At 63.2% G+C, this 26,222-nt stretch carries 26 protein-coding genes and 1 other RNA gene; 17 read left to right on the forward strand and 10 right to left on the reverse strand.

Features of this window, described 5'->3' with window-relative positions; genetic code table 11:
- Window positions 1–22: 22 nt before the first annotated feature.
- Window positions 23–1,324: a TIGR03862 family flavoprotein gene (locus R9X41_RS08810; RefSeq protein ID WP_318634499.1), complete on the forward strand. Its 1,302-nt coding sequence runs from the start codon at window positions 23–25 to the stop codon at window positions 1,322–1,324.
- 21 nt (window positions 1,325–1,345) lie between these two features.
- Here the strand turns inward: R9X41_RS08810 and R9X41_RS08815 are convergent, their stop codons facing one another.
- Window positions 1,346–1,528 carry a hypothetical protein gene (locus R9X41_RS08815; RefSeq protein WP_318634500.1) on the reverse strand — a complete coding sequence of 61 codons (183 nt, stop codon included), beginning with the start codon at window positions 1,526–1,528 and terminating at the stop codon, window positions 1,346–1,348.
- A gap of 449 nt (window positions 1,529–1,977) precedes the next feature.
- On the opposite strand from R9X41_RS08815, the gene R9X41_RS08820 reads away from it, so the two are divergent.
- On the forward strand, window positions 1,978–2,643 hold the full coding sequence (locus tag R9X41_RS08820; RefSeq protein WP_318634501.1) for a DUF6680 family protein: 666 nt from the start codon (window positions 1,978–1,980) through the stop codon (window positions 2,641–2,643).
- A gap of 137 nt (window positions 2,644–2,780) precedes the next feature.
- Entirely contained in the window at window positions 2,781–3,377 is a 597-nt protein-coding gene (locus tag R9X41_RS08825; RefSeq protein ID WP_318634502.1) for a hypothetical protein, read from the forward strand.
- A gap of 23 nt (window positions 3,378–3,400) precedes the next feature.
- Here R9X41_RS08825 and R9X41_RS08830 read toward each other — a convergent pair whose 3' ends face one another.
- Window positions 3,401–3,793 carry a DUF2513 domain-containing protein gene (locus R9X41_RS08830; RefSeq protein ID WP_318634503.1) on the reverse strand — a complete coding sequence of 131 codons (393 nt, stop codon included), beginning with the start codon at window positions 3,791–3,793 and terminating at the stop codon, window positions 3,401–3,403.
- Between the two features lie 259 nt (window positions 3,794–4,052).
- Here R9X41_RS08830 and R9X41_RS08835 point away from each other — a divergent pair, with 259 nt between their 5' ends.
- From R9X41_RS08835 to R9X41_RS08860, 7 genes are all read left to right on the forward strand, one after another.
- The gene (locus R9X41_RS08835) at window positions 4,053–4,391 is read left to right on the forward strand and encodes a hypothetical protein (protein ID WP_318634504.1); all 339 of its coding nucleotides are present in this window, start codon (window positions 4,053–4,055) and stop codon (window positions 4,389–4,391) included.
- Window positions 4,392–4,482: 91 nt separating this feature from the next.
- A complete protein-coding gene (locus R9X41_RS23690) occupies window positions 4,483–4,863 on the forward strand; it encodes a helix-turn-helix domain-containing protein (protein ID WP_412556674.1) in 381 nt (126 codons plus the stop codon).
- A gap of 117 nt (window positions 4,864–4,980) precedes the next feature.
- Complete coding sequence (locus R9X41_RS08840) at window positions 4,981–5,319, forward strand: BRO-N domain-containing protein (RefSeq protein ID WP_318634505.1); 339 nt, start codon at window positions 4,981–4,983, stop codon at window positions 5,317–5,319.
- A gap of 165 nt (window positions 5,320–5,484) precedes the next feature.
- On the forward strand, window positions 5,485–5,919 hold the full coding sequence (locus R9X41_RS08845) for a Rha family transcriptional regulator (RefSeq protein ID WP_318634506.1): 435 nt from the start codon (window positions 5,485–5,487) through the stop codon (window positions 5,917–5,919).
- 475 nt (window positions 5,920–6,394) lie between these two features.
- The gene (locus R9X41_RS08850; protein ID WP_318634507.1) at window positions 6,395–8,977 is read left to right on the forward strand and encodes a hypothetical protein; all 2,583 of its coding nucleotides are present in this window, start codon (window positions 6,395–6,397) and stop codon (window positions 8,975–8,977) included.
- Between the two features lie 219 nt (window positions 8,978–9,196).
- The gene (locus R9X41_RS08855) at window positions 9,197–9,553 is read left to right on the forward strand and encodes a hypothetical protein (RefSeq protein WP_318634508.1); all 357 of its coding nucleotides are present in this window, start codon (window positions 9,197–9,199) and stop codon (window positions 9,551–9,553) included.
- Window positions 9,550–9,936, forward strand: a complete 387-nt coding sequence (locus tag R9X41_RS08860) for a hypothetical protein (RefSeq protein WP_318634509.1) — start codon at window positions 9,550–9,552, stop codon at window positions 9,934–9,936. The genes R9X41_RS08855 and R9X41_RS08860 overlap by 4 nt, the downstream gene beginning before the upstream one ends.
- A 30-nt stretch (window positions 9,937–9,966) precedes the next feature.
- Here R9X41_RS08860 and R9X41_RS08865 read toward each other — a convergent pair whose 3' ends face one another.
- Window positions 9,967–10,137 carry a hypothetical protein gene (locus R9X41_RS08865; protein ID WP_318634510.1) on the reverse strand — a complete coding sequence of 57 codons (171 nt, stop codon included), beginning with the start codon at window positions 10,135–10,137 and terminating at the stop codon, window positions 9,967–9,969.
- A gap of 1,720 nt (window positions 10,138–11,857) precedes the next feature.
- Between R9X41_RS08865 and R9X41_RS08870 the strand changes: the two genes are divergently transcribed.
- Entirely contained in the window at window positions 11,858–12,448 is a 591-nt protein-coding gene (locus R9X41_RS08870) for a recombinase family protein (RefSeq protein ID WP_318634511.1), read from the forward strand.
- Between the two features lie 1,397 nt (window positions 12,449–13,845).
- Here R9X41_RS08870 and R9X41_RS08875 read toward each other — a convergent pair.
- From R9X41_RS08875 to R9X41_RS08890, 4 genes are all read right to left on the reverse strand, one after another.
- Window positions 13,846–14,667 carry an HNH endonuclease gene (locus R9X41_RS08875; protein ID WP_318634512.1) on the reverse strand — a complete coding sequence of 274 codons (822 nt, stop codon included), beginning with the start codon at window positions 14,665–14,667 and terminating at the stop codon, window positions 13,846–13,848.
- A gap of 68 nt (window positions 14,668–14,735) precedes the next feature.
- Entirely contained in the window at window positions 14,736–16,388 is a 1,653-nt protein-coding gene (locus tag R9X41_RS08880) for a site-specific integrase (protein ID WP_318634513.1), read from the reverse strand.
- A gap of 130 nt (window positions 16,389–16,518) precedes the next feature.
- Window positions 16,519–16,615: signal recognition particle sRNA small type (gene ffs / locus R9X41_RS08885), an RNA gene on the reverse strand.
- 51 nt (window positions 16,616–16,666) lie between these two features.
- On the reverse strand, window positions 16,667–17,788 hold the full coding sequence (locus R9X41_RS08890) for an AIR synthase related protein (protein WP_318634514.1): 1,122 nt from the start codon (window positions 17,786–17,788) through the stop codon (window positions 16,667–16,669).
- Window positions 17,789–17,844: 56 nt separating this feature from the next.
- Between R9X41_RS08890 and dnaX the strand changes: the two genes are divergently transcribed.
- The 5 genes from dnaX to R9X41_RS08915 all read left to right on the forward strand — a co-directional run bounded on the left by dnaX (window position 17,845) and on the right by R9X41_RS08915 (window position 22,813).
- Window positions 17,845–20,010, forward strand: coding sequence for a DNA polymerase III subunit gamma/tau (dnaX, locus tag R9X41_RS08895; RefSeq protein ID WP_318634515.1), 2,166 nt, complete (start codon window positions 17,845–17,847; stop codon window positions 20,008–20,010).
- Between the two features lie 49 nt (window positions 20,011–20,059).
- Window positions 20,060–20,392, forward strand: coding sequence for a YbaB/EbfC family nucleoid-associated protein (locus tag R9X41_RS08900; RefSeq protein ID WP_160550459.1), 333 nt, complete (start codon window positions 20,060–20,062; stop codon window positions 20,390–20,392).
- Window positions 20,393–20,660: 268 nt separating this feature from the next.
- A complete protein-coding gene (gene recR / locus R9X41_RS08905; protein WP_318634516.1) occupies window positions 20,661–21,251 on the forward strand; it encodes a recombination mediator RecR in 591 nt (196 codons plus the stop codon).
- Between the two features lie 23 nt (window positions 21,252–21,274).
- Window positions 21,275–21,673 carry an MAPEG family protein gene (locus tag R9X41_RS08910; RefSeq protein WP_318634517.1) on the forward strand — a complete coding sequence of 133 codons (399 nt, stop codon included), beginning with the start codon at window positions 21,275–21,277 and terminating at the stop codon, window positions 21,671–21,673.
- 84 nt (window positions 21,674–21,757) lie between these two features.
- Window positions 21,758–22,813, forward strand: a complete 1,056-nt coding sequence (locus R9X41_RS08915; protein WP_318634518.1) for an ABC transporter substrate-binding protein — start codon at window positions 21,758–21,760, stop codon at window positions 22,811–22,813.
- A 19-nt stretch (window positions 22,814–22,832) separates the two neighbouring features.
- Here the strand turns inward: R9X41_RS08915 and R9X41_RS08920 are convergent, their stop codons facing one another.
- Both R9X41_RS08920 and R9X41_RS08925 read right to left on the reverse strand, forming a co-directional pair.
- Window positions 22,833–23,174, reverse strand: coding sequence for a hypothetical protein (locus R9X41_RS08920; RefSeq protein ID WP_318634519.1), 342 nt, complete (start codon window positions 23,172–23,174; stop codon window positions 22,833–22,835).
- A gap of 121 nt (window positions 23,175–23,295) precedes the next feature.
- Window positions 23,296–24,930, reverse strand: coding sequence for an adenylate/guanylate cyclase domain-containing protein (locus R9X41_RS08925; protein ID WP_318634520.1), 1,635 nt, complete (start codon window positions 24,928–24,930; stop codon window positions 23,296–23,298).
- A 43-nt stretch (window positions 24,931–24,973) separates the two neighbouring features.
- Here R9X41_RS08925 and R9X41_RS08930 point away from each other — a divergent pair, with 43 nt between their 5' ends.
- Window positions 24,974–25,705, forward strand: a complete 732-nt coding sequence (locus R9X41_RS08930) for a Crp/Fnr family transcriptional regulator (protein ID WP_318634521.1) — start codon at window positions 24,974–24,976, stop codon at window positions 25,703–25,705.
- A 7-nt stretch (window positions 25,706–25,712) separates the two neighbouring features.
- On the opposite strand, the gene R9X41_RS08935 is transcribed toward R9X41_RS08930, so the two are convergent.
- Entirely contained in the window at window positions 25,713–26,150 is a 438-nt protein-coding gene (locus tag R9X41_RS08935; protein ID WP_318634522.1) for a DoxX family protein, read from the reverse strand.
- Between the last annotated feature and the right edge of the window lie 72 nt (window positions 26,151–26,222).

A 26,222-nucleotide genomic window follows, 5' to 3' on the forward strand; every position in this document is an offset into this window, starting at 1 on the left:
ACTTTCTTCACGACTCCCGCGCATGACCGAACTTTCCTCTCCCGCCGCCTCCCTTCAGCCAACCGTTTCCGATGCGGCGCCGGTCATCGTCGTCGGCGCGGGGCCCGCCGGGTTGATGGCGGCCGAAGTGCTGTCGGCGGCCGGGCTGCCCGTGGTCGTGCACGACCGCATGCCCTCGGTCGGCCGCAAGTTCCTACTGGCCGGCAAGGGCGGCCTCAACCTCACCCATTCCGAGCCCGCCGAATCGTTCGCCGGGCGTTACGGCCAGCGCCGGGCGCAGATCGAGCCGCAACTGCAGCGCTTCGGTGCGCAGGCGGTTCGTGACTGGGCCCACGGCCTGGGCGTGGAGACTTTCGTCGGCACCTCGGGACGGGTGTTCCCGACCGACATGAAGGCCGCGCCGCTGCTGCGCGCCTGGCTGCACCGGCTGCGCAGCGCGGGAGTGGTGTTCAGGATGCGCAGCCGCTGGACCGGCTTCGCGCCGGCATGCGGGCGCGGCGCGCTGTCGCTCAGCTTCGCGTCGGCCGATGGGTCGTCGCAAACCGTCGCCGCGCGGGCGGTGGTGCTGGCGCTCGGTGGAGCGAGCTGGGCGCGGCTCGGATCGGACGGCGCCTGGGCCGAGCCGTTGCGCCAGGCCGGCGTGCCGGTCGCGCCCTTGCGGCCGGCCAACTGCGGCTTCGACGTGGTCGGCCGCGATGCCGCCGCGCCGGGCTGGAGCGCCTTTTTCTCGGAACGTTTCGCCGGCCAGCCCTTCAAGTCGGTGGCGATTCGCTTCGGCGACTTCTCGCGGCGTGGCGAATTCGTCGCCACCGCCACCGGCATCGAAGGCAGCCTGGTCTACGCCGCATCGGCCCCGTTGCGCGACGCCATCGAGCGGGACGGCAGCGCCACCTTGCATCTCGATCTGCTGCCGGACTTCAGTGCCGAGAAAGTGCTGGCGGAGGTTCGCCACCCACGCGGATCACGATCGTTGTCGAGCCATCTCAAGAGCCGGCTGGGCCTCGACGGCATCAAGTCGGCGCTGCTGCACGAACTGCTCGACAAGCAGGCGCTGGGAAATGCCGACGCGCTGGCCACTGCGATCAAGGGTCTGCCGATCGTGCTGCGGGCCACGCGTCCGATCGACGAGGCCATCAGCACCGCGGGCGGCGTGGCGTTCGAGGGACTGGACGAGCGGGCCATGTCGCAGGCGCTGCCCGGTGTTTTCTGTGCTGGAGAAATGCTCGACTGGGAGGCGCCGACCGGCGGCTACCTGATCACCGCCGCCATGGCGGGCGGCGTGGTGGCGGGTGAGGGTGTCGTCGATTGGCTTGCTGCGCGATAGACCGGGAATTGTCGCCGGGCGCTAGCGTGGGCGCTTGACGATCGGCGTGTCTTCGCCGGGAAAATTCCACCAGTCCAGCGCGTGGGTCACGATGGCGCCGACGATGACGACCGCGATTACCGCGAAGATCCACAAGGTGACGGGATGGTCCAGCCAGGTTTTCCTGGCCGCGTTCTCCATGCGCTTGCGGTAGTCGGAGTTCACCCATGAAGGCCTGCCGGTGGGGGGCTTGGGGGGCTTGTTCGGGTCCATGGGGCAGCATATGCCCCGGGCGGTGAACTTTCCAGCGGGTGAAAACCTCGGTGGCGCCTCGGCATGGCGGCCCATCCATCGGCCGATGGCACTCCAGATGGAGGCGTCGCAAAAAGAAACAGAGTCGAGGCTTCGACGGTCATCGTCGCCGCCAGCGATGAAAACGCCGCAGTTTCAGCCGGCCGGCAAGCGCATGCCGACACGGTGAAACTGGGTTTTCGAATGAGGTTGACGAGCCTTACTGCGCCAAAGAATTGTCTAGACAAATCAACAGCTTAGATAGGGTGTCGCACTAAGGTAATCGCGTAGAAGTGCTACAGAGAGCGGCAAGCAATAATGCCATCAAAGGGCAGCGGTGTTGCTTGTTTTTGAGTGGAACCGAAAGGGGGTTATCGGTGGGCATGAGCTTTACTGACATGGGCGCAAACGAGTGGCTGATTGTGAGCGGAGCCGTTCTCGGGCCCATCCTGGCAGTGCAGGTACAAAAGCTGGTGGAGGCGTTGGGTGAAGATAAGAAGCGGCGCGAGGCCGTTTTCGCCGCACTAATGGCCACCAGACAGTCCAGACTTTCTCACGAACACGTGGGCGCTCTGAATAGCATTGACCTCACGTTTTATGACCGAGGCTTCTGGCTTTTAAGATGGCATCCACGAACGTTTCAATTGGTCCGCGAGGCGTGGATGAACTACCGGCGACATCTCTCGCCTCCTCCTGCAGAACGCGCAACTGAAGGGGAAGCTCTTGCGAGGTTCCAAGGGCGAGCCGAAGAACTTTTCGTTAACCTTCTTGAGAAGATGGCTGTTGCCGTTGGGTATAGCTTTGACCGTCAGGAGCTTCAGACCGGAAGTTATTCGCCAGAGGCTCACGGGCGTAACGAGCAACAGCAAATTGCATTACGCGAGACGGCCCTTGCCTTTTTCGCGGGAAGGCAACCGCTTTCGATGGAGGTTACGCAATTTCCTTCGGACCCCGCACTGACGGCGAGAGCCATTGCAACACAGGAACTACTTGCAGGCGCTTTGGCCGAATTGGCGAAATCGCTGGACCAGCGTCCGAACTTTAAATAGCGTACTAGGGTTCGCCTCATCTTGCGTCTAGTCGTTGATCAAGGTCCAGCAGTATGCCCAGCAGGGTTGAGGACTTCCTCTAGCAGAGGTTTTTGGAACCGAGTGCTTGCCCCTGCAATTAGATAAATTCGGAGAATATGTTGGTAATTCGTAGTGAGACTAGTAAAAAACATTGGAACTATTTTCTTGCTCTGGAGGATGATCTTGATTTGCTAGCACGATATATCGAGTTCGACGAAAGAAATTTGGCGGTTTTCTCGGTGGAGCTCGCGCATTTGTTAATGGCTGCAGCTTCGGAGGTGGACGTTCTTGCAAAATTGATTTGTACGCAGGTTGACCCGGCTGCTGAGGCGGGAAATATCGGCCACTACAGGGAAATACTGATGCCGGAGCTGAGTAGTCTCTCAAACGAATCCGTACGCATCCCAAGATACGGAATGAGTTTCACGCCATGGTCGGCTTGGGGCGATGCGCCCCCAAAATCCCCGGGTTGGTGGAAAGGCTATAACGCGGTCAAACACGAGCGTGGCAACTGTTTCGAGCTGGCCAGTCTCCAAAACGTATTAAATGCAATGGGTGCGCTTTTGATTTTGAATTTTCACTATTACTCGAGGCATTTGGCGAGCGACGGTCGTGTATTAGGTAAAGTCGAAACTACAAACAAGCTCGAGCCTCAGTCAAAACTGATACGTTTGGACGAATCCTCATACAGCTATCCGCTAATGTTTGGTTGAAGTAGGTGCCTATGGAGCACCGATCACGGTGCCGAATCCGTGTCCCCGCCGCCCCTCATGACTTGCTCCAACGCCATCTTCCCACCGATCTTCACAAGCTCGAACGTGAGCGCGAGCCCTTTAGTCTTCGCCATTGCCTTGACACGCTCCCAGACGACCTTTGAACGGATTGTCGCCAGAAGCTCATGCCCTGCCCAAGTCAGTTCTGGAGCGAGCAACGTCTGGCTTTCCATCGTGTCCGCGTCCACACCTTTCAAGAAGCCCCCGTCCCTGAGCAGGAACGCGTGTCGAGCCTTAACGGCGCTCTCGCCTTCGTCACGCCACACCGCGACGTATGTGAATTGCTGCTGCTGGCTGGCTGGTAGGTCTTCGACCTCTCCCAGCACGTCTCGAACAATGTCCCAGTTCAACTTCATTTCCTATCCCTGTAGTCGTTAACACTGAGGTGATTCTGCACGCTCCGTACTGCTTTGGGCCTCATTCAGCGCTGTCGGACCTTCTAAAAAAGCCCTAGATAAAGTGAAGCATTTCACTATAATAAAATCACTAACAGCAATTCACTATAATAGACCCGGGCAATCGGCTCCCCCTTTGTCTTGCCAAGAATCAATCAGGCGGGACGTTCTGCCCGTCAGCGCATCAATTACATTGGCCGCCTCACTAACGAGTTTACAAATGGCCGCATCACTTGGTTTTTCAGCTTATCAAATCAATGCCCTTAATGGGCTTTGTCATGACCTTTCGACGTCCGAGGTAAAAGGCTTCAAGGCCATCTTTGGGCAAACTGACGACGGGACCGAGCATTGGGCTGCAGTAATTGCCACTGCATTTGTGAACGGGATTGAGCTAGAGTCTGAGCCGCTGGCGACCGTCTTGGTCGGAGAGGCCGTTGAAGGCCCCGCAGCAGTAATGAGTCCTGGCGGATACGAAGTGACGGCCAATCTCCAGTTTGGTGAAGCCGTGGATATGACTCGGCGCTTGGCAACGAATGCTGTCGGCGCGTTTTTGCGATAGTCATTTATTCTGGTATTGAGTTCCTCATCCCGCCTGCTGTAGACTTTCTTGGCAGGCGGTGTTCGCTTGCGTCTCAATATGCGAGGCGGATATGGCGAAAGAGAACGAGGTCGGCGCATATGCACTCCGGAAGATACTTGGCGCCGTCCTAAAGCAACGCCGGGAACAACTAGGCCTCAGCCAGACCGCCGTAGCTACGCACGCGGAAATGCCTTGGGTCGCCAGCATTGGGCAAATTGAATCCGGCAAGGTCGCAATGGCGTCCCGACATATCTTCGCAATGGCCGAGATACTTCAGATTGACAGCCGCCGACTGGCCGAGGCATGGATGTACTACTACGCCCCCGGCGCATATCTGGCGGTCTATGGTGAGGACCCATACGAGACCGAAGGAATCAGCCGGCCCGACCCCACGGCTTACGCGGCGCCTGGACGGCCCCCGAGCAGCAGGGCCCGAAATCGGTGGTGGTGAGTCGGGAAAACTCATCAGAATAAAACGACACAGGGTGAGGACCCTAGGAGCGTCGGTTGCTCTGGGGCCCCCGGCCTGAACCTCCGCGTCATTGAGCGCGACGGGGAGCCATGGTTCATGGGCGCTGATGTTTGCCGCGCCTTGGCTTACGCAAATCCGGCTGAAGCTGTCCGGACACACGTGTCAGCCGAAGACAAGCAGAGCGTTTCGCTCGGCTTGCGCGGTAGCCCGCCAACCATGCTGAATGAGTCCGGCCTGTACGCCCTCGTAATGGCATCACGGCAGAAACACGCACGGGTCTTTCAACGCTGGGTGACCAAAGAAGTCCTGCCGGTCATCCGCAAGACCGGGGGCTACATGACTCCCCAGATCGCCGAGCAGGCCATCACCGATCCCGCCGTCTTCATGGCGAAGGCTTTGGTGATGGCGCATGAGTCCCTGAAGGCTTCAGCATAGCGCTCGCTACCACGATGTCATTGCGACCATCGACCACCTGTTCGATGAGAAGCTTTTGCGATCAAGTCGTAAAAACTGGCGTTAAGCGACTGGTGGACATCCGCACCATGTTGGCAGAGCTGGACGGCCACTCGGCTGACTTTTCAGCCAATCTTCCGGACACGTATGGCCGACATCCGCAAGATGCTGGATGAGCTGGACCCATCCAAATTCACTCACCTGAGTTTTCAGGACAGCTACCGGGACGCAACTGGCCGCATGCTGCCGATGTTCAATCTCCCCAAGCGGGAGACCCTGATCCTGGTCTCGGGCTATTCCGTGACCATGCGGGCCAAGATCATCGACCGCTGGCAGGAGCTGGAAGCCGCTACCGTCCCCGCGATCCCGAAGACCTACTCGGGAATGCTGAGGCTCGCTGCCGAGCAAGCCGAGCAGATCGAAGCCGCCCGAGCGCAGATCGCCCACATGACTCCCCTGGCAACCGTGGGGTCCATGGTCTCACAGCACAAACACACGCTGGCTACCTGCGTCAGGGCGCTGCCCGGTGTGCCCAGGCTCAGTCATTCAGGAACCTTCACTCAGTCCCAATTCATCTTTTGATGGGTATGGGAGGGGGTAACCATGACAGAACCCCTGCTGATCCTTGCCGGTCTCTAAGACTCCTTTCGAATCCTCAGGACTCCTGTCTTCACGCTCCCATCAATCTCAGTTCTCTCTACTCCTGGGCCAGCGCTATCTACCATGTGTCTTTTTAATCGGGCGATGCCATTCCCGGGGTGTGTCTCGGCGCCCGCACGATTAGAAGGACACAGAGTAGGACCCTAGGCCGGCTGCTCGGTACGACCCACGTATCCCACAAGGCCAACAGCGCCTCCTAGACCCCTTTTCGCCCCTCCCAGGGGCATCCCCGGAACACCCGTCCAGCTCGCCCGCTAGGCGCAGCCGTGCCCGGTGATTCCACGAGCCCATCGGCTCACCCACTCCCCAGCACCCACTCCCCAGCACCAATGCCACTCAAGACCCTAACTCCGTCCGCCCGCCTTCCAGGTCAGCCCGCCAGCTCCCAGGGGCTGTGATGTCCGGCGAACGTTCACAGCAGTTCCGCACGACCCCGAGCTACACCGCGCCCGACGCGAATCCCGCAGCCCGGATCAGTACCAATCAGTCCCAGGCCGTTGCTGCCCAGGTCCAGGGCCAAGGCTCTGCCTTTGCATCCCTCGGGAGCAGCCTGTCCAACTTCTTCGGAGGGGTTGAAAAGGCGGTCGAGCAATACAGTTCCACTCGCCATTCCGAAGATATGGCGGGCATCGAGCGCCAACGCGCAGCGCGTGCGGTTCAGGCGCAAGCCGACCACGCGGCTGGTCGGCCCCGCGATCCCGGCTTGAACGAGTTTCAAGACTACAAGGGCACCTACGACACGGCAGTCGCTGACACGACCGCCAGCGGCATCGCTACCGACCTCCAAGCTGCCATACGGAATCTTCCCGATACCCCAGGGACCGACCTCAAGGCATTTGCCACCTCTTTTGTCACCGACCAGATGAAGGGCGGCACGGGCGATCCCGCTATCGATGGGCGGGTCGCCTACGTCGTGCAGCAGCGGGCCGAGCAAATGATCGCCCGCAAGACCGAGCAGATCGCCCAGACCTCGGAAGCCAACATCGCTGAGACCATCGGCAAGAGCCTGACCTTGAAGATTCAGGAGCAGCAAGGCGCGACAGTAGAGCAGGTCGAGGGGCTGTATAGCGAGGCCCTGGGGCTTATGAAGGGCAACATAGGGCACGCCGACAAGTTCTTTGCCGGGGTGTTGTCCCGCGCGATTTACAACCCGGGGCAAGCTGCTTCCGTTCTGGCAGCGATGCGGGAGTCGGGGTTCGCCAAGCGTAATCCAGACGTCTACCTGGAACTGACCGAAAAGGTTTGGGCGCAGACGAACCGGGTCAAGTCAGTCGCAGCCGGTCAAGCGGTCGAGCGGGTCAACGCGAGCTTCCACGCGGCCCAGCTTGCGTATCAGGAGTCCGGAACCTTCATGCCAGTCCAGGAATATCTGACGCACATGAAAGAGGCCAGCGACGTGGACAACATCCACGGCGTGGGCATGGCGCAATTCCCCTGGGTCCGCTCGGGTCCCGGAGGGCATAGGGGCGCCCGCGAGGCCCTACAGAAGCAGGCAGACGTAAACGTCATTCTTGATGAGATGCGCAAGCCCAAAGGCGACCTACGATTGAGGCTATCGCAGGGCAAGGACGACATCGAGTATTCGAAGGCCATGCGGCTGCTGTTCATCCCTGCCGTCAATCAATGGGTAACTGAGAACGCCACGCTGTACCCGGCCATCGCCGCAACGCAGACTCCCCAGGGGGGCTTTGACTTCCTGGCGACTCCTGAGTCTGCCAAGGAGTTCGGCAGGTTGTTGGGAATTCACGGCGCATCCTTTGGCTTTGGAGTCGATGACAACACGTCTGCCCGGCTCCAAGACTTCGTGATGAGCGACGACCCGGCCAAGGTGATGATTGCAGCGACCGGACTTGCTGCACTTCAGGCCACGCCTGGGGGCGACCAATATCTCCAGAACATCCTGAAGGACTCGTCCGCCCGTGCCCGCCTGGATGTTGTCTTGACCCAGGCGCGGGACTCGGGTGGCCTGGAGAACGCCGCACGATCCGCAGTGGCCTCCAGAACCTCTGGGTCTCCAAGGACCTCCGAGACCTCCAAGGGGCCCGGGTCTGCCGTGGACTGGAAAACAGTACTGGGCGACCCCTCGGTCAACGGAGACGCGACTCGCGCCACCATTCAAGGCATTGCCAGCGAGCTGGTTTTGTCGGCTCAAGACCGCAGCGGCTGGCTGATCCGAGACGACAAGATGAATTTCGCTCCGGCCGTTATGGGTCAGCTCGAAAGGCTCACGGTGCAGCACCTGGAGGAGCAGCGGGTCAATCTCCCTATGGGCGCGAAGCCGAACCTCCAAAAGGCCGCGACCTGGGCGACCGAGCAGATCAAGGCCAAGGTCATTCCGGTGGCTGCACAGAATGGCGTGCTGCGCTACATCCCGGACCAATACGGCGGCAAGGGTCGCCGGGTTGACAGCCCGGTTGCTTACTACCAAGGCCAACCTGTCTACGCCGGCATGAAGATGCTGAACCGCCTTGGCGAGATGGAAGACCCACAGCGGACGTTCACAGAGATCGACCGACCGGCGCTCGCTAAAGCGTTCCCGGGGTTCTTGGGCAATCGCCTAGACCCGGGTGAACCCAATGACCTATACCTAAATCCACCGGATCAAAAGGTCGGCCTCATGCAGGTAATGACGAACGGCCAGCGCCCTTTAGCCTTCTACGGAGGCATGCCGGTCCGCATTGGCGACAAGGACCTGGAGGTCCCAAAGTCCCCCGCCGATGCCGACACGTTCTTCAGAACTCGTCTTCCCAAAGGCTTCTTCGCGGTGCCCGGTGCCCCTGACTCCTCTGGTCGCAACACATACCGCATCCATTACGGCTATCGCCTCCAGGGTGACAACGACGCTTTCGACAAGGCCATTGCCGACAAGGCATACGCCCGCAAAGCAGAGATCGCCGAGATCAAGGCTGCAACAGACCCGGTAACGGGATCAGTGCAGAACCAGCGGACGCCCATAGCGCACCCGAACTACCGGAAGTAACCCTAGGAGCCCGAGCAGCAATGCCCGGGCTTCTTCGCTTCTGGTCGCCCACCTGGGCGCCACTCCACATCACCCATTACCCATGCCACATACCAACCCACCCGCGCCTCAGCGCACACATGCAGAACCCGCCGAACTCATGAAGGCCCCCAAGGGCCCCTCGCGACCGCCGCTCATCCTGCGCGACCCGCCAGCACGTCTAGCCCCGAGGGCGCCGCAATGAGCGCGACCATTCCCGTGCTCCTGCGTGACCCCAAGGGCATCATCCGCATTCCCTGCCGCGACCCTGAGCAACCCGAAGCACTGATCGACGCTGATGACTTCCGCAGGCTAGTTCGCCGGGAAGACCTGTGCTTGGACGCCTATCGAGTCGGGCGCTACCACGGCGTCTTCGGCGTTCCCCGGCTGCGCTATCAACCCGGCCGGGCTCCTGGGGACCCCAATGAGCGCGTGGCGCTGCCTGCGCTCGTGTTGCGACCGCTGGGCGGGTCCAAGGTGGTCTTCGTTGACCCCAGCCGCCCCTATGACTGCACGCGCAGCAACCTCAAGATCGTTCCTATCGGAGGCAATGAATGAAGGACGTACTCATTCCCCGCACGGGTCGCCCCCGAGGTCTGCTGGCATCTATGCTGACCCCGGAAGCCAAGCGAGCCTATGCAGTCACGCACGCCCAGGGGCTCACACTGGTTCCGTTGGAGGGCGACCCGGCGACTGCCGCCGTGATCCGAACGGAAGACTATGAAAGGCTGACGGGACGCCGTGCCGGCAGTCCCCAGCTCACCCGGACGCGGTGGTTCTTGGAGGACGGTGAGGTCCGTGCGCTGTCCAGGGCCGAGACCTCGGCAATGCATGACTTCAGCTACAGCGTTGCTGCGCTCGTGATGGGCGCCAGCGATGGGCAGACCATGCGCTTGAGCGACCCTAGATTCCTGACGCCCGAGAGCATCTTGGTCTACTAGGTGCCCGGCACTTTCGCTCAGAATGCGACCTCAGCGGGAAAGCGAAATCGCAATGGTGGCACCAAAGGCCATCGCGGCGGGCATTGCGACCCAGGGGAACCATTGGCGATCCACGAGGCTAGGTTTCAGCCGTCGCGCTTCCGTCATCCTGGAGAGGCGCAATGACTCCTCAGTAACCCGCACGATGGCTTCGTCCTGCATGCGTGAGAGTTTGGTTCGGTCCATGGCCGGAGCTTAGCCCGCTGCGCAAAAAGTTTCCACATGAGCGGCCAAGCCTCCCCGGGCATCCACGTTGATCTTCGGGTCAGCCAGGATGGTCGGCTGCTATAACGGGTTGGACAACCGAAAGCACACTTGCCTGACCAATATCCCATTACCGGCTTCATTGAAATTGAAGGTACGTCTTATCCGTTTCGCGGGGCGCATGGTCCGCAAGACCAATCACCCGGCGCAAGACTCGCGTGGGTCGCTGAGGTTGATGGCCTGGGCCTCGCAGGAGGTCGCGGGCTCGTTGCGTATCCCGGTGGGTATCAAGGCGCGAACGCCCGAGCTGTCACGTTCTTCGTGCAGGATCACTTTCAGGGCCGGGTGAGGCTGCGGGACTTCGAGGCCCGTAACCAAGTGGTCCGCTAGGTCGTGCTGGTGTCCCCAGGAAACGGCTTGTGGACCTCCCGAAAATTTCTCTGTCATCCTTCGTCCCGCTCGCCGACCAAAGTCCCCCATGCCCCCGGGGGTCCTTCGGTGACACTAGGGGCTATGCCCTCATTCATTCACGTCGCCGGATGCACCCTGTTCGCCAAGGCTGAGCGCCGGGATGAGCATTGGGTCGGGGTTGTCCACGCCTATGAAGGATCAGCCCCGGTGCGCAGGGAGTTCACCGAGGAGGTCTATGGGACTGAGAACGAGGCCCTAAAGGCTGCGTGTGTCGACGGGGCGACCTGGCTAACTATCTGAATTGGCACATGTAGCAAGGCAGAAGAGACTATCGCGCCGCGAAGGCGCAATGTCAGCTGCCATTCAGCGGTCAACGCTCGTCGTTACTAGCTGGCCGTGTATTCAGCGCGGTCCAGGCTTGGGCCTCAGCAAGAGCTCTCAGTTCATCCATTGCAGGGCTAAACAGGTTCGATGCCACTTGTCGGCAGTGCTTAATATTCGCTGCCGCCTTAAGCCGTTGCTCGACCGTCGCGCGGGGCCGCGCTGTTGCGACCATGTGCCAGTTGTCTTCGGCCAAGCGGAGGTTTAATTCAGCGACTCTCCAAGCATTGAAAATGGGGGTGTCTTGCATGACGCACTCAAAATGTGCGTCTGTTAGCCCTATCGACCAAGGCACAAAGTTGGTCAACTGTTTGAGATTCATTATGCGCCAGTTAGCCATCTGCTTCCGCTATTTCATAGCGACGTGTTAGCGGGCGTTGCGTATTGCGGGGCGCCGGTAATTAACAGTACTTGGCGGTAATGCCCAGCAGGTCTCGCAGAGCGTTTGCACGGCGACCTCGGATGGCCCGACAGATTTCGAACTCTTCTTCAGTCGTCGGGACTTCTTTAAGCAGCTTCTCGCTGCCAGTAAGGAATGCAGCAAGTACCTCATGGCGGCTCCCAGGAGTTCGCAGAGCCTCGCTAAGCATTTGTTCAAGCTCAGTGGTCATCCTCTTTTGAAGGGCAGTCAGTTCCGGACGGTGATGGGCCATGGTTGGGGCTCAGGCGAAGAAGAGGGCGGTGATTCTCCAAGCTGAGCCCGAAACAGCCCAAATAGTCCAGCCAAGCGGTCGAGATTTGACTTCCCGGGCCAAGCTGTACATAGATCAAAACTTGTAAGTTAAGAGCCATCCAGGCGACGGGTCGGGCGCCTTAGATCAAAATGCGTTGACGGTATCTTTTGGTTAGATCAGAATGAAGCCATATCTTCTGATCCACAGCCGTCATGAGCCGCATCGCCTACTACCGCGTCAGCACCGCCGACCAGTCCATCGCCGCCCAACGTGACGCCCTTGGGGGCTCCTTCGATGAGGAGTTCCAAGATGAGGGCGTGAGCGGAGGCATTCCGGCTGCTCAGCGCCCCGGGTTCTCCAAGCTCTTGAGCTATGTCCGCAAGGGCGACACTATCTTCGTCTACGCGGTTGACCGCTTGGGCCGTGATGCCCTGGACGTCCAAGCGACCGTCAGGGCTCTCTTGAACAAAGGGGTAGCCGTGGAAGTCCATGGGCTCGGCAGGATCGCCAAGGGCGTCGGCGAACTCATCCTTGCGGTTCTCGCCCAGGTCGCAGACATGGAGCGGGAGCGCATCCGAGAGCGGACCTCAGCGGGTCGTGAGGCCGCTAGGAAGTCGCTGGAGGCCACTGGCCTCACGCATAGGGGCAAGGTAAGCCTGGGTCGCCCCAAGGTCGGCAATGCCTCCGAGGTCACCGCATGGCGTCTCCAGCACGGGGCCAGCATCGCGGCGACCGCTGAATACTTCGGACTATCTACGGCGACCGTGAAGCGGTATTGCGCCGATGGTGTCACGACAGTCTGACCACCACCACTCACCACCCTCAGCCGGCCTAGTGCCGGCTTTTGCTTTTTGGGCCATCAAGCCCGCGCCACAGAGGCGCCAAGCCGTCCTTCGAAAGAGGGTCACGTACTTGCGCACCTCTGTTGTCTTGCCGAACAAACAACCGGCGCCCATCCAACCCACCCAGTCCCCCAGGAACTCCCGCAGAACCTTATGACCACCATCCCCACCAAACAATGCTCAAGCTGTAAGCGCAGCCTCCCGCAGACTTCCTACTACCTCCACCCCGTCTCAGGCCCGTACGCGAGCTGCAAGGCTTGCATGATCGAGAGACGCAAGGCCCAGTACCGCTCGAACCCCCAGACCACTAAGGAGTCCACGAGGCTCTCCAGGGCCCGTGCGAAAGCGAAGGGAGGCGTGTGATGCCAAGGACCATAGTGACCACCCCTGCGCTGGAAGCGACATGTTGTCGGTGCAGGCGGACTAAAGATGCCTCTGAGTTCTACCGGCACCCCCATAACGCGAACGGCTTGCAGACCCGATGCAAGGCATGCCTGAAGGACGCCTACCAAGCGCGGAGGGAGGAACTGATCGAGTACACCCGCCAGCATCGGTGGGAGGACCAACGGGTCCGTATGGCTTCAAACGCCCGATGCCGAGACCGCGCGGCAGGACGAGCCTCCACCATCCAGGCAAAGGACATCGCGATCCCCGAGGTCTGTCCGGTGTCCGGAGGCCCCATCTACCACGGGGTAGATAACAAGTTGGGCTGGTCCCCGGTGGTCGTGAGGATCGACAAGGCCCTTGGCTACGTCGCGGGTAATTGGCTGGTCGTGTCAGAACAGGGCGAGCTGCTAATGCGGACCTTCGCCGCGGAGACCCTCAAAGCTCTGGCTGAGGACCCAAAGAATTTCTCGGCAGACCTGGAGCGGGAGCCGGCTGAAGCGACCACTTAACGCCCGTCTAACACTGTATTTCCAACCAGTGTTTCGACTAGACTTCCGCCCCATGATGGTCTTCGCGTATCGACTCCGATTCATGGGCAGCAAGCTGGATAGACGCGCGTTCGAGAGCGGAATTCATCCAGGGAAGCATGGGTGTCTGCGGTATTACAAGGCCCCCTTCAGCATGTGGGGCAAGGACTGCTATGAGGCCGAGTTGGTCGGGCCCGGCAACAGCCAAGAGCTTCCGGCCCTTAAGGACTGCCGCATTCGTGTGACTGAGCGCGGCATCCTGATTACTGGGTGGGAGACGACATATCGGGCGAGTAAGGGCCAGGGGTCCAGGTATCGGCAGACGTGGTTATGTGTAGTCGAAAGGTTTTCCTGGGACTCGATGCTGCGCCCATATGGTATTGCGGGTCTTAGGCAATCAGCGCCGCTATAAATGCTCTGAGAACGAGGGCGAGGTCTAGGTCTTTAGGTCGTGAGGCCATAATGTTTCTCGCGATGGCAATTGGGACACGCCGCAATTGCGTTTTCAACACTATCTTCTCCCCCGTCCGCTAAACGTTGAACATGGTGGACCTCTAAATAAGGCTCGCCAGTTGAGGATCTAACGAATGGCGCACGTTGATTGCAATAGCCACATTTTCCGCCTGCGCGATCAAGAACTTCAGCCACGACATCCGGATTTCTTCGGTAGACCGTAGTGGTCACAGTGATCTTTTCTGGGATTTTTCCAGCACCCAATAACCGTTTCAACCTTTCCGAACGGTCAGATTTGGATTTTTGCACTGCTAAACTGAACTCGCGCTCAATATCGGCAAGTTGTGGCGCCGAGTGATTTTCGACTGGGATTGCATCCAATGTAACTGTACAACCAATGTCTTCTGGGTCGGAGGGCTCTATTTTGATCCAGGTGGCTGTTGGATCTACTCCTTCGACCACTTTAACAATGGTGAAAAGATGGCGCGACGAGCACCTATGTGGCTTATCATGATTCTTAAGAATTCCAACCATGGGAATTCCTTGCTTAGACGCAATTAAAAGCGCTTCGCACAGGCCCTTACGATTTGCTGAGGTCTCACCTCCCCAGACATATGGAATTTTGTACCAGTAACTGCCTGTAGTTGTATCTCGGCAAACTGAAACATTCCAGAGAGTCATGGCAAATTTGGTGGCGAGCCCTTGCCTTGCTTCAGCTATGCGCCGGTCGAACGAGTACCAACGTTGACCGGCTTTAAGCACTCCTTGTCGAACGTAAGCTTCATCGGAGCGAATATCGAAAATTGTTTTCACAGATTTGTTGCTTGTCCGCAAGAATCAAACAAATAAATTGTGGTGCTAACCACCTCTTAGTACCATCTTTAACCGAGCAGCAAAACTGTCCAATCCAACTTGGCTACTGCCTGGGATAGAGTGAAGGTTGTGGCATGGGTGTACCGGCCTTGAACCGTTCCGCTTTCATGGCCGACAAGCTTATCAATAATTTGGTCGTTCACATGTGCTGCTGCTAAAGCCGACCGCACATTATGGCGGATAGAGTGAAGTGTGAACCGCTCGTCAATTTCAACCCCAGCAATTTCCCTTAGCTTCAAAAAGTCTGCGCTGGCGAAGTCGCTTGGAATGCGCTTGCCCTCCCCAATGAATTCGGGGAACACAAATCGGCCCCCTGACTTCTTTGCAGAATTCACGTATGTAAGAAAGCCCAAGTCAACCAAGTGCTGGCTTATCGGGATGAGCCGTTCGCCGGCTTTCGTCTTCACTGACCGATGGGGGTTCGATTCACTGGGGCGACTGTGAACTTCTAGGCACCATATGCCGTCGATCTGGCGGATGTCTTCGAGTTCCGCTTGGGCCATTTCTCCAGCGCGGCACCCCGTATACAACGCCAACGGGAGCAGCCAGCGCCCAGCGTCGGTGCGCAACCTGTTGGCCTCGGCAAGTTTGTTGAGGTCTTCGGACCGCCACGGTAGCCGCTGTACAGAGTCGGATGTGTCAATCCTCAATCCTGCCCAGGGGTTGGCCTGTAGCTTCCCGGCATCTACTGCAACATTGAGAAGCGACTGCAAAGGTACAAACAGGTTCTTGACTGACTGGCCCTTGATGCCCGTCGCCACCAAGTAAGCACGCAGGGTGGCGCCGTGCTGTCGGGTTATCTCAGCCAGTGGCAAGTTAACTCCCGCGTCAGCCATGAGCCTGAGTGCCCTGTCCATGATCCTCGATGCGGGGCCTGTGCGGGGCTTTATAGCGAGCCATTCGGCCTTGATGTCCCGGAGGTATTGGCCGTCTGTCTTGGGAGCCTCTGTGACCTCTTGGAGCGCCTGGGGAGGCGAGGGGAGGGCAGGGGTGGCTACTACCATGCCCTCGTCCTTCTGGACCACTGAGTCCTTCACGCCGCTATAGGTCTCCAGGGCCTCCTGAAGCAACTGAACGCCGTCCTGGGACTCATAGTCAATCTCAAGGCCCATGCGTTTTACTAGGGGCCTCAGAATCGGAATCATAACCTCCAAGTTTCCCGCAGCCATATGACTGCGCACTATGGCCTGCTGCTGCAAGTGGACCTTGGCGCGGTAAGACACGACCTCAGGCGCTAGGGGTTTGATTGGCGATATGCGGGCGACCTCAGGCGCTTCAGGCAAGGTGCCGTCCTCGGCCGCATAGCCGACCGTAGGGGCCCTGTGCACCCTGCTGGCTCCGGTCTTGTCGATCCGCTGCTGTGCGTCCCTAGCCATCTCCGTAGCCAACAGTACGCCCGTGATGTATTGGCGAAGCTCTGGGCTGACGGCGGTGAGTCGGGGTGGGGACAACTCGCGGCGCTGGCGCAGGAACTGGGCCTCCAGGTCCGCGCGAACAGAAGCGGCCTTTGCCCGGGCGACCTCGGGGTCCCCTGTGCCAAGCGTGCCATCGAAGGCAATGCGCTTGCCGCCGTAGAAGCGGGCTTGAAGCTCTTTTGGGGCGAGTACTTTGAGCCAGAACCTGTTACCGCGTAGGTAGGTCCCTGGAATCTTGAAAGCCATGGAATCTCCGGTGACGTTGATGACGCCGCCGCTCTGTAGAACTCCTTGGTGCTACACCTTGGTGCCGCAGTTTTCGTTCCGCAAGCCGCATGGATGCTGGCTCCGAGTGAAAACTGGGTTTGCTGAATTGGTTGACGAGCCTTACCCCCGGCACTGACTCCACAGTTAGGGCTGCTTGGTTCCCCACCTGACCCGGTTGGCCGCTTCCTCATGCGAGGAGGCCCGTCAACTCATATTCTAGCCCGCCGGAAAAGCCCTTTCGGGCCTTGTCGGTGATTTCAGCGCAGTTGCAGGTCGTCGTGGCCGAAGGTCACGCCGATCGGCTCGATCACCACCTGCTTCGGGCCGGCTTCCACCTGGCCCGCCACGATCGCGGACACGCCCAGCGCGCGCGCCACTTCCACCGTGCGCTCGGCGTCCTCGGACTTCACGAAGAGCGCGAAACCGGCGCCCATGTTGAAAGTGCCGTAGGCCTCGCGGTCGTCCTGCTTCGCGTGCTCCTGGATGAACTTCAGCACCGGCGTGATCGGCGGCACCTGGGCGATGCGGTAGGTGAAAGCCGACGGATGGCGCAGCAGCTTGCGCCAGCCGTGGCCGGTGATGTTGGCGCAGTACTTCATGCCGATGCCGGCCTTGGCCAGCGCCTCGGTCACCGGCGAATACAGCACGGTCGGCGCCAGCAGGGCCTCGCCGTAGCTCAGGCCGGGCTCGACTTCGGTGAGATAGCCGTCGGGCAGCCGCTCCACCAGCTTGCGCGCCAGCGACAGGCCGTTGGCGTGGATGCCGCTGGAAGCCAGCAGCACGATGGCGTCGCCGGCGGCCAGGTCGTCGCCGACCGACAAGCGCGACTTGGGGCTGACGATGCCGGTGCACGAAGCCGCCAGGTCGATGCGATCGCCTTCGACGATGCCGGCCAGCGCCGGCGTTTCGCCGCCGCCCCAGGCCACGCCGCAGGTGTCGCAGGCTTTTTTCCAGCCGGTCACCAGCGCCTGGGCGCGGGCCTTGTCGCCGAACCAGTCGCTGCCGCCGGCGGCCCAGTACGCCTGCACCACCAGCGGCGTGGCGCCGACGGTGATCAGGTCGTTGACGGCCATGGCGATGGTGTCCTGGGCGATGCCTTCGTACCAGCTCTTGCCGGTGAGCTCGGCCATGGCGTCGGCCACCAGCACCTTGCTGCCCAGGCATTCGACGATGCTGGCCAGGTAGAACGGGCCGACGTCGACCACGTAGGCCGATTCGCCGCGCGAAGCGGCGACCTCGGTGAAGCCATGACCGGCCAGGTGCACGGCGGTGGCCGCGGCGGCGCGCTGGGCGCTCACCTTCAGCGGGTCGATCAGGTCGTAATTGACGCCGGCCTGGTCGTAGCTCAGCGTGTCGGGGTTGGTGGAGGCAGAAGTCATGAGGCGAATTATCCGTTGTCGCCGGATGCGGTCCGCCAGGTCCGTAAAATGCGCCGATGTCCTATCTCGTGCTCGCCCGCAAATACCGCTCCCGGAACTTCTCCGAAATGGTGGGGCAGGAGCACGTGGTGCAGGCCCTGTCCAATGCCCTGCAGACCCAGCGACTGCACCACGCTTACCTGTTCACCGGCACGCGCGGCGTGGGCAAGACCACGGTGTCGCGCATTTTGGCCAAGGCGCTCAACTGCACCGGCCCCGACGGCACCGGCGGCATCACCGATTCGCCTTGCGGCGTGTGCCAGGCCTGTCGCGACATCGACGCCGGCCGCTTCGTCGACTACACCGAACTCGACGCGGCCTCCAACCGCGGCGTGGACGAGGTCCAGTCGCTGCTGGAGCAGGCGGTCTACAAGCCGGTGGCCGGTCGCTTCAAGGTGTTCATGATCGACGAGGTTCACATGCTCACCAACACCGCGTTCAACGCGATGCTGAAGACGCTGGAGGAGCCGCCCGAATACCTGAAATTCGTGCTCGCCACGACCGACCCGCAAAAGGTGCCGGTGACGGTGCTGTCGCGCTGCCTGCAGTTCAACCTGCGGCCCATGGCGCCCGAAACGGTCGAAACCCATCTGGCCGATGTGCTGGGCCGCGAGAGCGTTCCGGCCGACGCGCAGGCCATGCGCCTGCTGGCGCGGGCGGCGCGCGGTTCGATGCGCGATGCGCTGTCGCTCACCGACCAGGCCATCGCCTTCGGTGGCGGCGAGGTGCGCGAAGAGACGGTGCGCCGCATGCTCGGCAGCGTCGATCGGTCCCATGTTTTTCGCTTGATCGAGGCACTGGCCATGGGCGACGGCCTGACGGTCGTCGAGACGGTGGAGGCCTTGCGCGCCAACGGGCTCTCGGCCGCGTCCACGCTCGAAGACATGGCGGCGGTGCTGCAGTCCATGGCGGTGATGCAGGCGGTGCCGCAACGCGCCGCTGCGCCCGCCGATGCCGAGGCGGCCGAAACCGTGCGGCTGGCCGACACGATGCCGGCCGACGAGACGCAACTGCTCTACAGCATCTGCATCCATGGCCGGGGCGAGCTGGGCCTGGCGCCCGACGAATACGCCGCGCTCACCATGGTGCTGCTGCGGCTGCTGGCCTTCAAGCCGGCGTCGGATGCGGCCTCGACGGAAAAAAAAACTCTGAAAGTCGCGCAGCGGCCGGTTGACGCGCCGTCTGCAGCGGTCGCGGCACCGGTCGAGAAGCCCGTGCCCGCGACGATCGCCGAGGTTCCGGTGCCTGCGCCGGTGGTTGTGGCCCCGTCGCCGGCCGAGCCTGCTGCGGTGGCCGAACCTGAGGTGACCGAGTCCCTGAGCGTCGATGTCGATCCGGACGGTGACGGCGATGTCGTCGTGCCGGCGCAAGACGTTGCCGAGCCTGTAACGGCTGTCGAAGTGGCCCGGTCGCCGGTCGAGTCCACACCGCCCGTCGCACCGGTCGATGCCGCGCCGGCGGCAACATCGCCGGCGTCGGCACGAGACGACAACGAACCGCCACCGTTTTTCGAGGACGGCGATCCGGGCGAGGCCGACTCGTCTGTGCCTGCTCCGCAGTCGCCACCTTCCCGTCCGCCGCTGGCGGCCTTGCCGGTACGCGAGTCCGGCCCGGGACCGGTATCGGGCGGGGCAGGGCGCGCCGAATCTGAAGCCGAGGCATCCGACGTGCTGTCGGTACCGGTCCGCCAGCAGCCGCTGGCCGGCCCGCGTACCGGACCCCGCGCCGATGTCGCGGCCCCGGCCGCGACTTTTACGCCAACTGCGGAAGGCGAGGCCTGGTATGACACAGTGCGCGCGCTGGTGCGCGCCGAGGCGATCACCGCCCTGGTCCGTGAGCTCGCACTGCAGTCGCAACTGCTGGCGCGCGACGGCGCACACTGGATGCTGCGGGTGGAAAGCGCTTCGCTTAACACGCCCAATACCCGTGAGCGGCTGCGTGCCGCGCTCGCGGCAGGCGGCCATGCCGATATGCTGTCGATCGAGGTCGGTACCGTCGTCGACAGCCCGGCGCGCCGCAACGCGGCCGCCGCTGCCGCGCGTCAGCGCCAGGCCGAGGAGATCGTCACCAACGATCCCTTCGTGCAGGAGATGATGCGCGACTTCGGGGCCAAGATCGTCCCTGGATCCCTCAAGGTCCGGCCGCTGCAGGACGCGGGCAGCAGTACCAGCACGGCGGCCTGATTTCCGTTTTCTTTCCGTTTTCCATCGCTTTGCAAGGATTTTTCGAATCATGTTCAACAAGGGACAGCTCGCCGGCCTCATGAAGCAGGCCCAGGCCATGCAGGACAACCTGAAGAAGGCACAGGACGAACTCGCCAATGTCGAGGTCGAGGGCGAATCCGGCGCCGGCCTGGTCAAGGTGCTGATGACCTGCAAGCACGACGTCAAGCGCATCACCATCGACCCCAGCCTGCTGGCCGAGGACAAGGACATGCTCGAAGACCTGGTGGCCGCTGCCTTCAATGCGGCAGTGCGCAAGGCCGAGGAGACCTCGCAGGAGAAGATGGGCAAGATCACCGCCGGCATGCCGGGCTTGCCTGGCGGCATGAAATTTCCCTTCTAGCTGTGGCTCTCCCCCAGGCTTGCCCACTGCGTGTGGCCGCCTACCCCCGTCCGGGGGCGGCGGGCTGGCTCGAAGGCTTGGATCTCCCCCAGGCTTGCCCACTGCGTGTGGCCGCCTACCCCCGTCCGGGGGCGGCGGGCTGGCTCGGCGTAGCCTCGCTGCCACGCCTCAACGACAGTCGGCGCGCTGCGCGCCCTCCGGAGGGTGGGTATGGCGCTCGGCGGGCTCGGCATGGTTTCGCTGGTTGGAATTGAGCAGGGATGTACTGATGGCTGATCTCGGGTCGGTCGACGCGCTGGTGTCGGCGCTTCGGCGCTTGCCGGGGGTGGGGGCGAAGTCGGCTTCGCGGATGGCTTTTCATTTGCTGCAGCACGATCGGGCGGGGGCCGAGTTGCTGTCGCAGGCGCTGCACCAGGCCACTTCCACCGTGCGGCATTGCGCGCGGTGTCATACCTTTACCGAGAGCGAGGTCTGCTCAGTTTGCAGCGATCCGGACCGCGACGCGACCCGGCTTTGCGTGGTGGAAACGCCGGCCGACCAGGCGGCGCTGGAACGTACCGGGGCGTTTCGCGGGCTTTACTTCGTGCTGATGGGGCGGCTTTCGCCGCTCGATGGCATCGGGCCGAAGGACATCGGACTGCAGCAGTTGTTCGACCGCGCCACCGACGGCGTGACCGCCGAGGTGATCCTGGCGACCAACTTCACCGCCGAGGGCGAGGCGACGGCACATGTGGTGGCCGAAGGGCTCAAGGCGCGCGGGCTGCGTACCACGCGACTGGCACGTGGCGTGCCGGCAGGCAGCGAGCTTGAATACGTGGACCTGGGCACCATCGCCCACGCGCTGGCCGACCGGCGCTGATACCCCCAACCGGAGTTTTTCCCATGGCCGATGTCGCCCACCTGCCGCACTTCACCCTGGCCTACTGGTGCATTCTGGTGGCGGTGCTGATGCCGATCGTCTGTGCCGGCATCGCCAAGGCGGGCAAATTCGACAACCACGATCCGCGCACCTGGCTGTCGCAGCAGAAGGGCTACCGGGCGCGCGCCAATGCGGCGCAGACCAATTCGTTCGAGAACCTGCCGTTTTTCATCGGCGCGGTGGTCATCGCGCACCAGTTGCAGGCATCGCAGGGCTGGATCGACGGGCTGGCGCTGGCCTATATCGTGCTGCGCATCGCGTATGTCGCGTCCTACCTCGCCGATCTCGCCAGCCTGCGCAGCGCGCTCTACATGGGCGCTTTCTTCGTCAACGTCGGACTGCTGTTCGTCGGCTATCGCTGAAATCCGGCGCGACGGGTGCTGGTTAACCCGCAACGGGATGTCCCGGATTCGCCCCGTGCTGGTGCGGATTTAAGCTGATTCGCGATGGCCTTCATCGATTCCTTTCGGCCGGGCCGCCGGGTGTTCACCGCCGGCGCGGCGCTCGGCGCGGCTGCGCTGGCCGTGCCGGTGCTGCGCGCGCAGACCAAACCCGAGAAGCCGCTGGTGCGTATCTCGGTCGGCGAAAAAGCCAGCCTCTACCACCTGCCGCTGACCATCGCCGAGCGCCTTGGCTACTTCACCACCGCCGGACTGCAGGTGCAGATCGACGACTATGGCACTGGCGCGGCCGCCATCCAGGCGCTGCTCTCCGGTCGGGCCGATGTGAGCGCGGGGGCGTTCAAGCACACGCTGAGCCTGCAGAGTCGCAACCAGTTCTGCACCGCTTTCGTGGTGCAGGGGCGCGCACCGCAGGTGGTCACCGCCGTATCGCTGCAGTCGCTGCCCGACTACCGACGTCTCGAGGACCTGCGCAACAAGCGCATCGGGGTGTCGGCCATGGGGGCCACCACGCACCTGGCCGCGAGCATGCTGCTGACGCGCGGCAACCTGCGGCCAAACGACATGACTTTCGTGCCCGTCGGGCTGGGCGCCTCCGCCGCCAAGGCTTTGCGCGACGGACAGATCGATGCGATCGCGACGCTCGATCCGCTGGTGACCCAGCTGGAGCAGAAGGGCGAGGTCTGCGTCATCAGCGACACCCGCACACTCAAGGACACGCGCTCGCTCTTCGGCGGCCCGATGCCGGCCGGCTGCCTGTATGCGCCCGAGGCCTTTCTGCGCCAGCGGCCGCAGACGGTGCAGGCGTTGACCGACGCGATGGTGCGTGCGCTCAAATGGCTGCAGACGGCCAGCCCCGGCGACATCGTGAAGACCGTGCCCGCCTACTACCTGCAGGAGGACCGGGCGCTCTACCTGGCGGCATTCCAGAAGGTGCGCGAGGCGATCTCGCCCGACGGCCTGCTGGCCGAGGACGGGCCGGCCACGGTGCTGCGTGCGGCCAGCGGTTTCGAGCCCGAGCTGGCCCAGGCGCATATCGACCTGCGCCGGCTCTACACCAACGATTTCGCCCGGCGCGCCAAGCAGCGGTTCGAAGCCTGACCGCGGCAGGCCGTCGGTTTCATTCGGCCTTGCTGGTAGCCGGCACGCTGGCCACGGACGCGGCCGTGCGCCCCTGCACCCTGGCCAGCTCGGCCTGCCACGAAGGTCCGCTGCGCGCGGCACGGTAAGCGGTCTTGCTGGCGGTGTAGCCGGGCACAGCGTCGTCGGCGGCCTGGCTGCCGGCATAGGCGGCGAGCCCCGAACGCAGCCACAGGTTGCGGTCGGCCTCGACTTCGGCGCGGCTGATGGCCGTTGCTTCGGCGGTGCTGGCGGCGGTCGTGCCCTGCGCGTGGACGGTGCCGGCAAAGGCGAGCGTGGCAGCAGCGGCGGAGAAAAAAGCGAGAGTCCGGAAGGTCTTCATCTGGATGGTCCTTTGTCTTGGCCGTGGTCGCGGAAGTCGCGAACCACGGATGGCAGTCTGGACCCCCGTCTTGCGCCGCGATGTGCGCCAGCGCACCGGTTTTTTCAGATGGCGATTCGCGCTACAGCGTGGCGACGTGCAGCACGTCCAGCGGCTCGGCCCGGCCGCGCACGGCTACGCGCTCGCGCCGGCCCGGCAGCTCGGCCAGTCCGGCCTGCTCGGCGACGAATACCGACACCACCAGCCGCGAGGCCGATGTCTTGGCCTGGTCCTGCAGCCGGCTCGCGGTGTTGACCACTTCGCCGACCGCACTGAAGGTGGTGCTCTGCTGCCAGCCCACTTCGGCCACCACGGTGCGGCCGGCGTGCAGACCCATGCCGAAGTCGATGCGCTGGCCGAATTCGGCTTCGAAGTCCTGGCTCCAGGCCTGCAGGCGCCGGTCGATCAGCGTGGCGGCGGCCACGGCCTGACGACAGGCGGCAGGCAGGTCGGTTTCCAGGCCGAAGATGGCCATCACGCTGTCGCCGATGAACTGGTTGGCCACGCCGCCGCTGTCGCGCACCGCGCCGCCGACGATCTCGAAATAGCGGTCCAGCGTATAGACCAGGTCGAAGGGCCATTGGCGTTCGGACAGGCCCGACCAGCGCCGCAGGTCGACGAAGAGGATGGCCACGTCGCGCTCGCGCCCGGCGCGGCCGGCGGCCTCGCGCGCGCCGGGCACGAAGATCGGCAGCACCGTGATGTCGGCTTCAGGCCGCAGCTGGCAGGCCAGACGGACATCGGCCGGTGCTCTCACGCGCGCCAGGGTGCGCGCCTCGTCGGGGCCGGGCGGCGGCAGGGCGCCGGGCGGGCCTTCCACCCGCACCCGGCAGGTGGAGCAGCGCGCCCGGCCGCCGCAGATCGACAGATGCGGTATGCCGTGCATGCGGCTGGCTTCCAGAACGCTGGTGCCGCGCGCCACGCGCACCTGGCGGCCCGGGTAACGCAGCCGGATCGACCCGCCCGCGCGACCGCGCGCCACCCGATGGCGCAGCGCACGGCCTGCCAGCAGCAGCCCGACCATGCCGGCGTAGACGACCATGGCTTCGCGGGCCACGCGGTTGACTTCGCGGCTTTCGGTGGCGTCGAGCATGCGGGCCGGGGCGTCGGTCCAGGCGATCTCGCGGCCCATGGCCAGAAAGCCGAGCGCGGCCAGCACCGGCAGCATCACGGCCAGGCAGACGAAGCCGGGCAACACGCGTTGCCAGGCCCGACGGGCACGCAGGGCCATGTGCACGCCCAGGCAGCCGTGCGCCCAGGCGGCGGCCATCATGCCCATCTGGAAGGCGGCGGCGTTCGGGCTCCACAGGCCACGCACCACACGGGCGTAGGTCGGGTCCAGACCGTAGGCCTCGTAGGCCCAGCGCATCGAGGCCAGATGGCCGGCCAGCAGCAGGGGCAGGGCGAAACCCAACAGCAGCCGCACCGCCTCGGCCGGCGGCAATCGCAGGCTGCGGCGTTCCCACACGGCGGCGAAGGCGAGGGCCAGATGCACGCCGGCGGCGCCGTAGAGCAGGGCGGTGCCGGGCAGGCTGTGCCAGAAGCGGTGCGCGGCATCCAGCGCCGATTCGGCGGTGGCCAGCGAGACCAGGCCCAGGGCGTGGTCGAGCAGATGCAGGGCGACGTAGGCCAGCAGCACCAGGCCGCTGGTCCAGCGCAGGCCGCGCTGGGTGGGCAGGCGATCGCGGAGGGTGGGGCGGGCCGGTGCGTCTGTCATGGGGAGCGCGTCAGCATAATTCAGTGCCACCGCCGAATGCCGCATGAACACGCCTGTCCACCGATCCAGCCTCGCCCTGCGCACCGTCGCCTTGCTGGAGGGCCTGTCGGAGAGCCGTCTTGCGCGGCTGGCGCAGGACTGCCGCTGGCACCAGGTGGCGGCGCGCCATCCGCTGCTGCTGCGCTCGGCCGACGGGGCGGCAGCACGCGGCGAGCCGGAGGTGTTCTTCATCGTGTCCGGTCGGGTGCGGGTGGCCATCTACTCGGCGGCGGGGCGTCAGGTGACCTTCCGCGACCACGGGCCGGGCGAGCTCTTCGGTGACCTTGCCGCGATCGACGAGGGCCCGCGTTCGGCCGACGTGCACGCGCTGGAACCCAGCGTGGTGGCCAGCCTGGGGCGTGACGGTTTCCTGGCCCTGTTGCGCGACGAGCCGCTGGTGGCCGAACGCATGCTGCGGCGACTGGCGGCACTGGTGCGCGAGCTGAGCGACCGGGTGATCGACCTCAGCACGCTGGCGGTGGGCGACCGGCTGCAGGCCGAGCTGCTGCGCCTGTCGCGCGAGGCCGGGGTGTCGGGCAACCAGGCGCGGCTCGATCCCGCGCCGCGCCATGCGCCGCTGGCCAGCCGCATCAGCACCAACCGGGAGCAGGTCACCCGCGAGCTGGCATCGCTCACCCGCGCGGGCCTGCTGCGCAAGGAGGGCGCGGCGCTGGTGGTGACCGATGTCGAGCGCCTTGCCGGCCAGGTGGCCGCGGCGCGCGACGGATCGGCGTGACGCTGGCCTAGTTGAAGCGGCCGGCGCTGCCGCCGAGGCTGAAGCGGCCGGCGCCGAGCAAGGCCACCGTCACCGCGGTGAACAGGAAGAAGCCCTGCAGCTCGAGCGCCCAGCCGCCCTGCTTGCCCAGGGTGAAGATCTGGCTGAGATGCACCAGGCTGAAGGCGACCAGCATGTTGACGACGATGATCAGCGCCGCCGGCCGGGTGAACAGGCCGACGATGACCAGCGCCGGCGCAATGACTTCGCCGATGTAGACGCCGTAGGCCACGAAGGAGGGCAGCCCGGCCTGCTGCACCAGTCCGAGCACGAAGCCCGGGCCGCTCTGCAGCTTGGCGATGCCGTGCAGCAGCGTGAGGATGCCCAGGGTCAGGCGCAGGACCAGGCGGGCCCAGTCGTCGCGGGAAAACTGCGCGCTCGGCGCGGTGGTGGTGATGGTGCTCATGTCGGTTCGGGTGGTCGTGGTCGGAACAGCCGCCAGTCTGACTCCGGCGACCACCCGCCGTATGTGCGTAAA

This window comes from Xylophilus sp. GOD-11R (genome assembly GCF_033546935.1).
Classification (GTDB): domain Bacteria; phylum Pseudomonadota; class Gammaproteobacteria; order Burkholderiales; family Burkholderiaceae_C; genus Xylophilus.

Bases quoted from the DNA above. Each gene is read 5' to 3' on its own strand.
- dnaX (WP_318634515.1), top strand. From the start codon at position 17,845: ATGTCCTATCTCGTGCTCGCCCGCAAATACCGCTCCCGGAACTTCTCC.
- R9X41_RS08860 (WP_318634509.1), top strand. From the start codon at position 9,550: ATGAAGGACGTACTCATTCCCCGCACGGGTCGCCCCCGAGGTCTGCTG.
- R9X41_RS08935 (WP_318634522.1), bottom strand. From the start codon at position 26,150: ATGAGCACCATCACCACCACCGCGCCGAGCGCGCAGTTTTCCCGCGAC.
- R9X41_RS08855 (WP_318634508.1), top strand. From the start codon at position 9,197: ATGAGCGCGACCATTCCCGTGCTCCTGCGTGACCCCAAGGGCATCATC.
- R9X41_RS08870 (WP_318634511.1), top strand. From the start codon at position 11,858: ATGAGCCGCATCGCCTACTACCGCGTCAGCACCGCCGACCAGTCCATC.
- R9X41_RS08890 (WP_318634514.1), bottom strand. From the start codon at position 17,788: ATGACTTCTGCCTCCACCAACCCCGACACGCTGAGCTACGACCAGGCC.
- R9X41_RS08825 (WP_318634502.1), top strand. From the start codon at position 2,781: ATGTTGGTAATTCGTAGTGAGACTAGTAAAAAACATTGGAACTATTTT.
- R9X41_RS08910 (WP_318634517.1), top strand. From the start codon at position 21,275: ATGGCCGATGTCGCCCACCTGCCGCACTTCACCCTGGCCTACTGGTGC.
- R9X41_RS08900 (WP_160550459.1), top strand. From the start codon at position 20,060: ATGTTCAACAAGGGACAGCTCGCCGGCCTCATGAAGCAGGCCCAGGCC.
- R9X41_RS08845 (WP_318634506.1), top strand. From the start codon at position 5,485: ATGGCCGACATCCGCAAGATGCTGGATGAGCTGGACCCATCCAAATTC.
- R9X41_RS08850 (WP_318634507.1), top strand. From the start codon at position 6,395: ATGTCCGGCGAACGTTCACAGCAGTTCCGCACGACCCCGAGCTACACC.
- R9X41_RS08835 (WP_318634504.1), top strand. From the start codon at position 4,053: ATGGCCGCATCACTTGGTTTTTCAGCTTATCAAATCAATGCCCTTAAT.
- recR (WP_318634516.1), top strand. From the start codon at position 20,661: ATGGCTGATCTCGGGTCGGTCGACGCGCTGGTGTCGGCGCTTCGGCGC.
- R9X41_RS23690 (WP_412556674.1), top strand. From the start codon at position 4,483: ATGGCGAAAGAGAACGAGGTCGGCGCATATGCACTCCGGAAGATACTT.
- R9X41_RS08930 (WP_318634521.1), top strand. From the start codon at position 24,974: ATGAACACGCCTGTCCACCGATCCAGCCTCGCCCTGCGCACCGTCGCC.
- R9X41_RS08920 (WP_318634519.1), bottom strand. From the start codon at position 23,174: ATGAAGACCTTCCGGACTCTCGCTTTTTTCTCCGCCGCTGCTGCCACG.
- R9X41_RS08840 (WP_318634505.1), top strand. From the start codon at position 4,981: ATGGGCGCTGATGTTTGCCGCGCCTTGGCTTACGCAAATCCGGCTGAA.
- R9X41_RS08925 (WP_318634520.1), bottom strand. From the start codon at position 24,930: ATGACAGACGCACCGGCCCGCCCCACCCTCCGCGATCGCCTGCCCACC.
- R9X41_RS08915 (WP_318634518.1), top strand. From the start codon at position 21,758: ATGGCCTTCATCGATTCCTTTCGGCCGGGCCGCCGGGTGTTCACCGCC.
- R9X41_RS08820 (WP_318634501.1), top strand. From the start codon at position 1,978: ATGAGCTTTACTGACATGGGCGCAAACGAGTGGCTGATTGTGAGCGGA.
- R9X41_RS08810 (WP_318634499.1), top strand. From the start codon at position 23: ATGACCGAACTTTCCTCTCCCGCCGCCTCCCTTCAGCCAACCGTTTCC.
- R9X41_RS08880 (WP_318634513.1), bottom strand. From the start codon at position 16,388: ATGGCTTTCAAGATTCCAGGGACCTACCTACGCGGTAACAGGTTCTGG.
- R9X41_RS08865 (WP_318634510.1), bottom strand. From the start codon at position 10,137: ATGCAGGACGAAGCCATCGTGCGGGTTACTGAGGAGTCATTGCGCCTC.
- R9X41_RS08830 (WP_318634503.1), bottom strand. From the start codon at position 3,793: ATGAAGTTGAACTGGGACATTGTTCGAGACGTGCTGGGAGAGGTCGAA.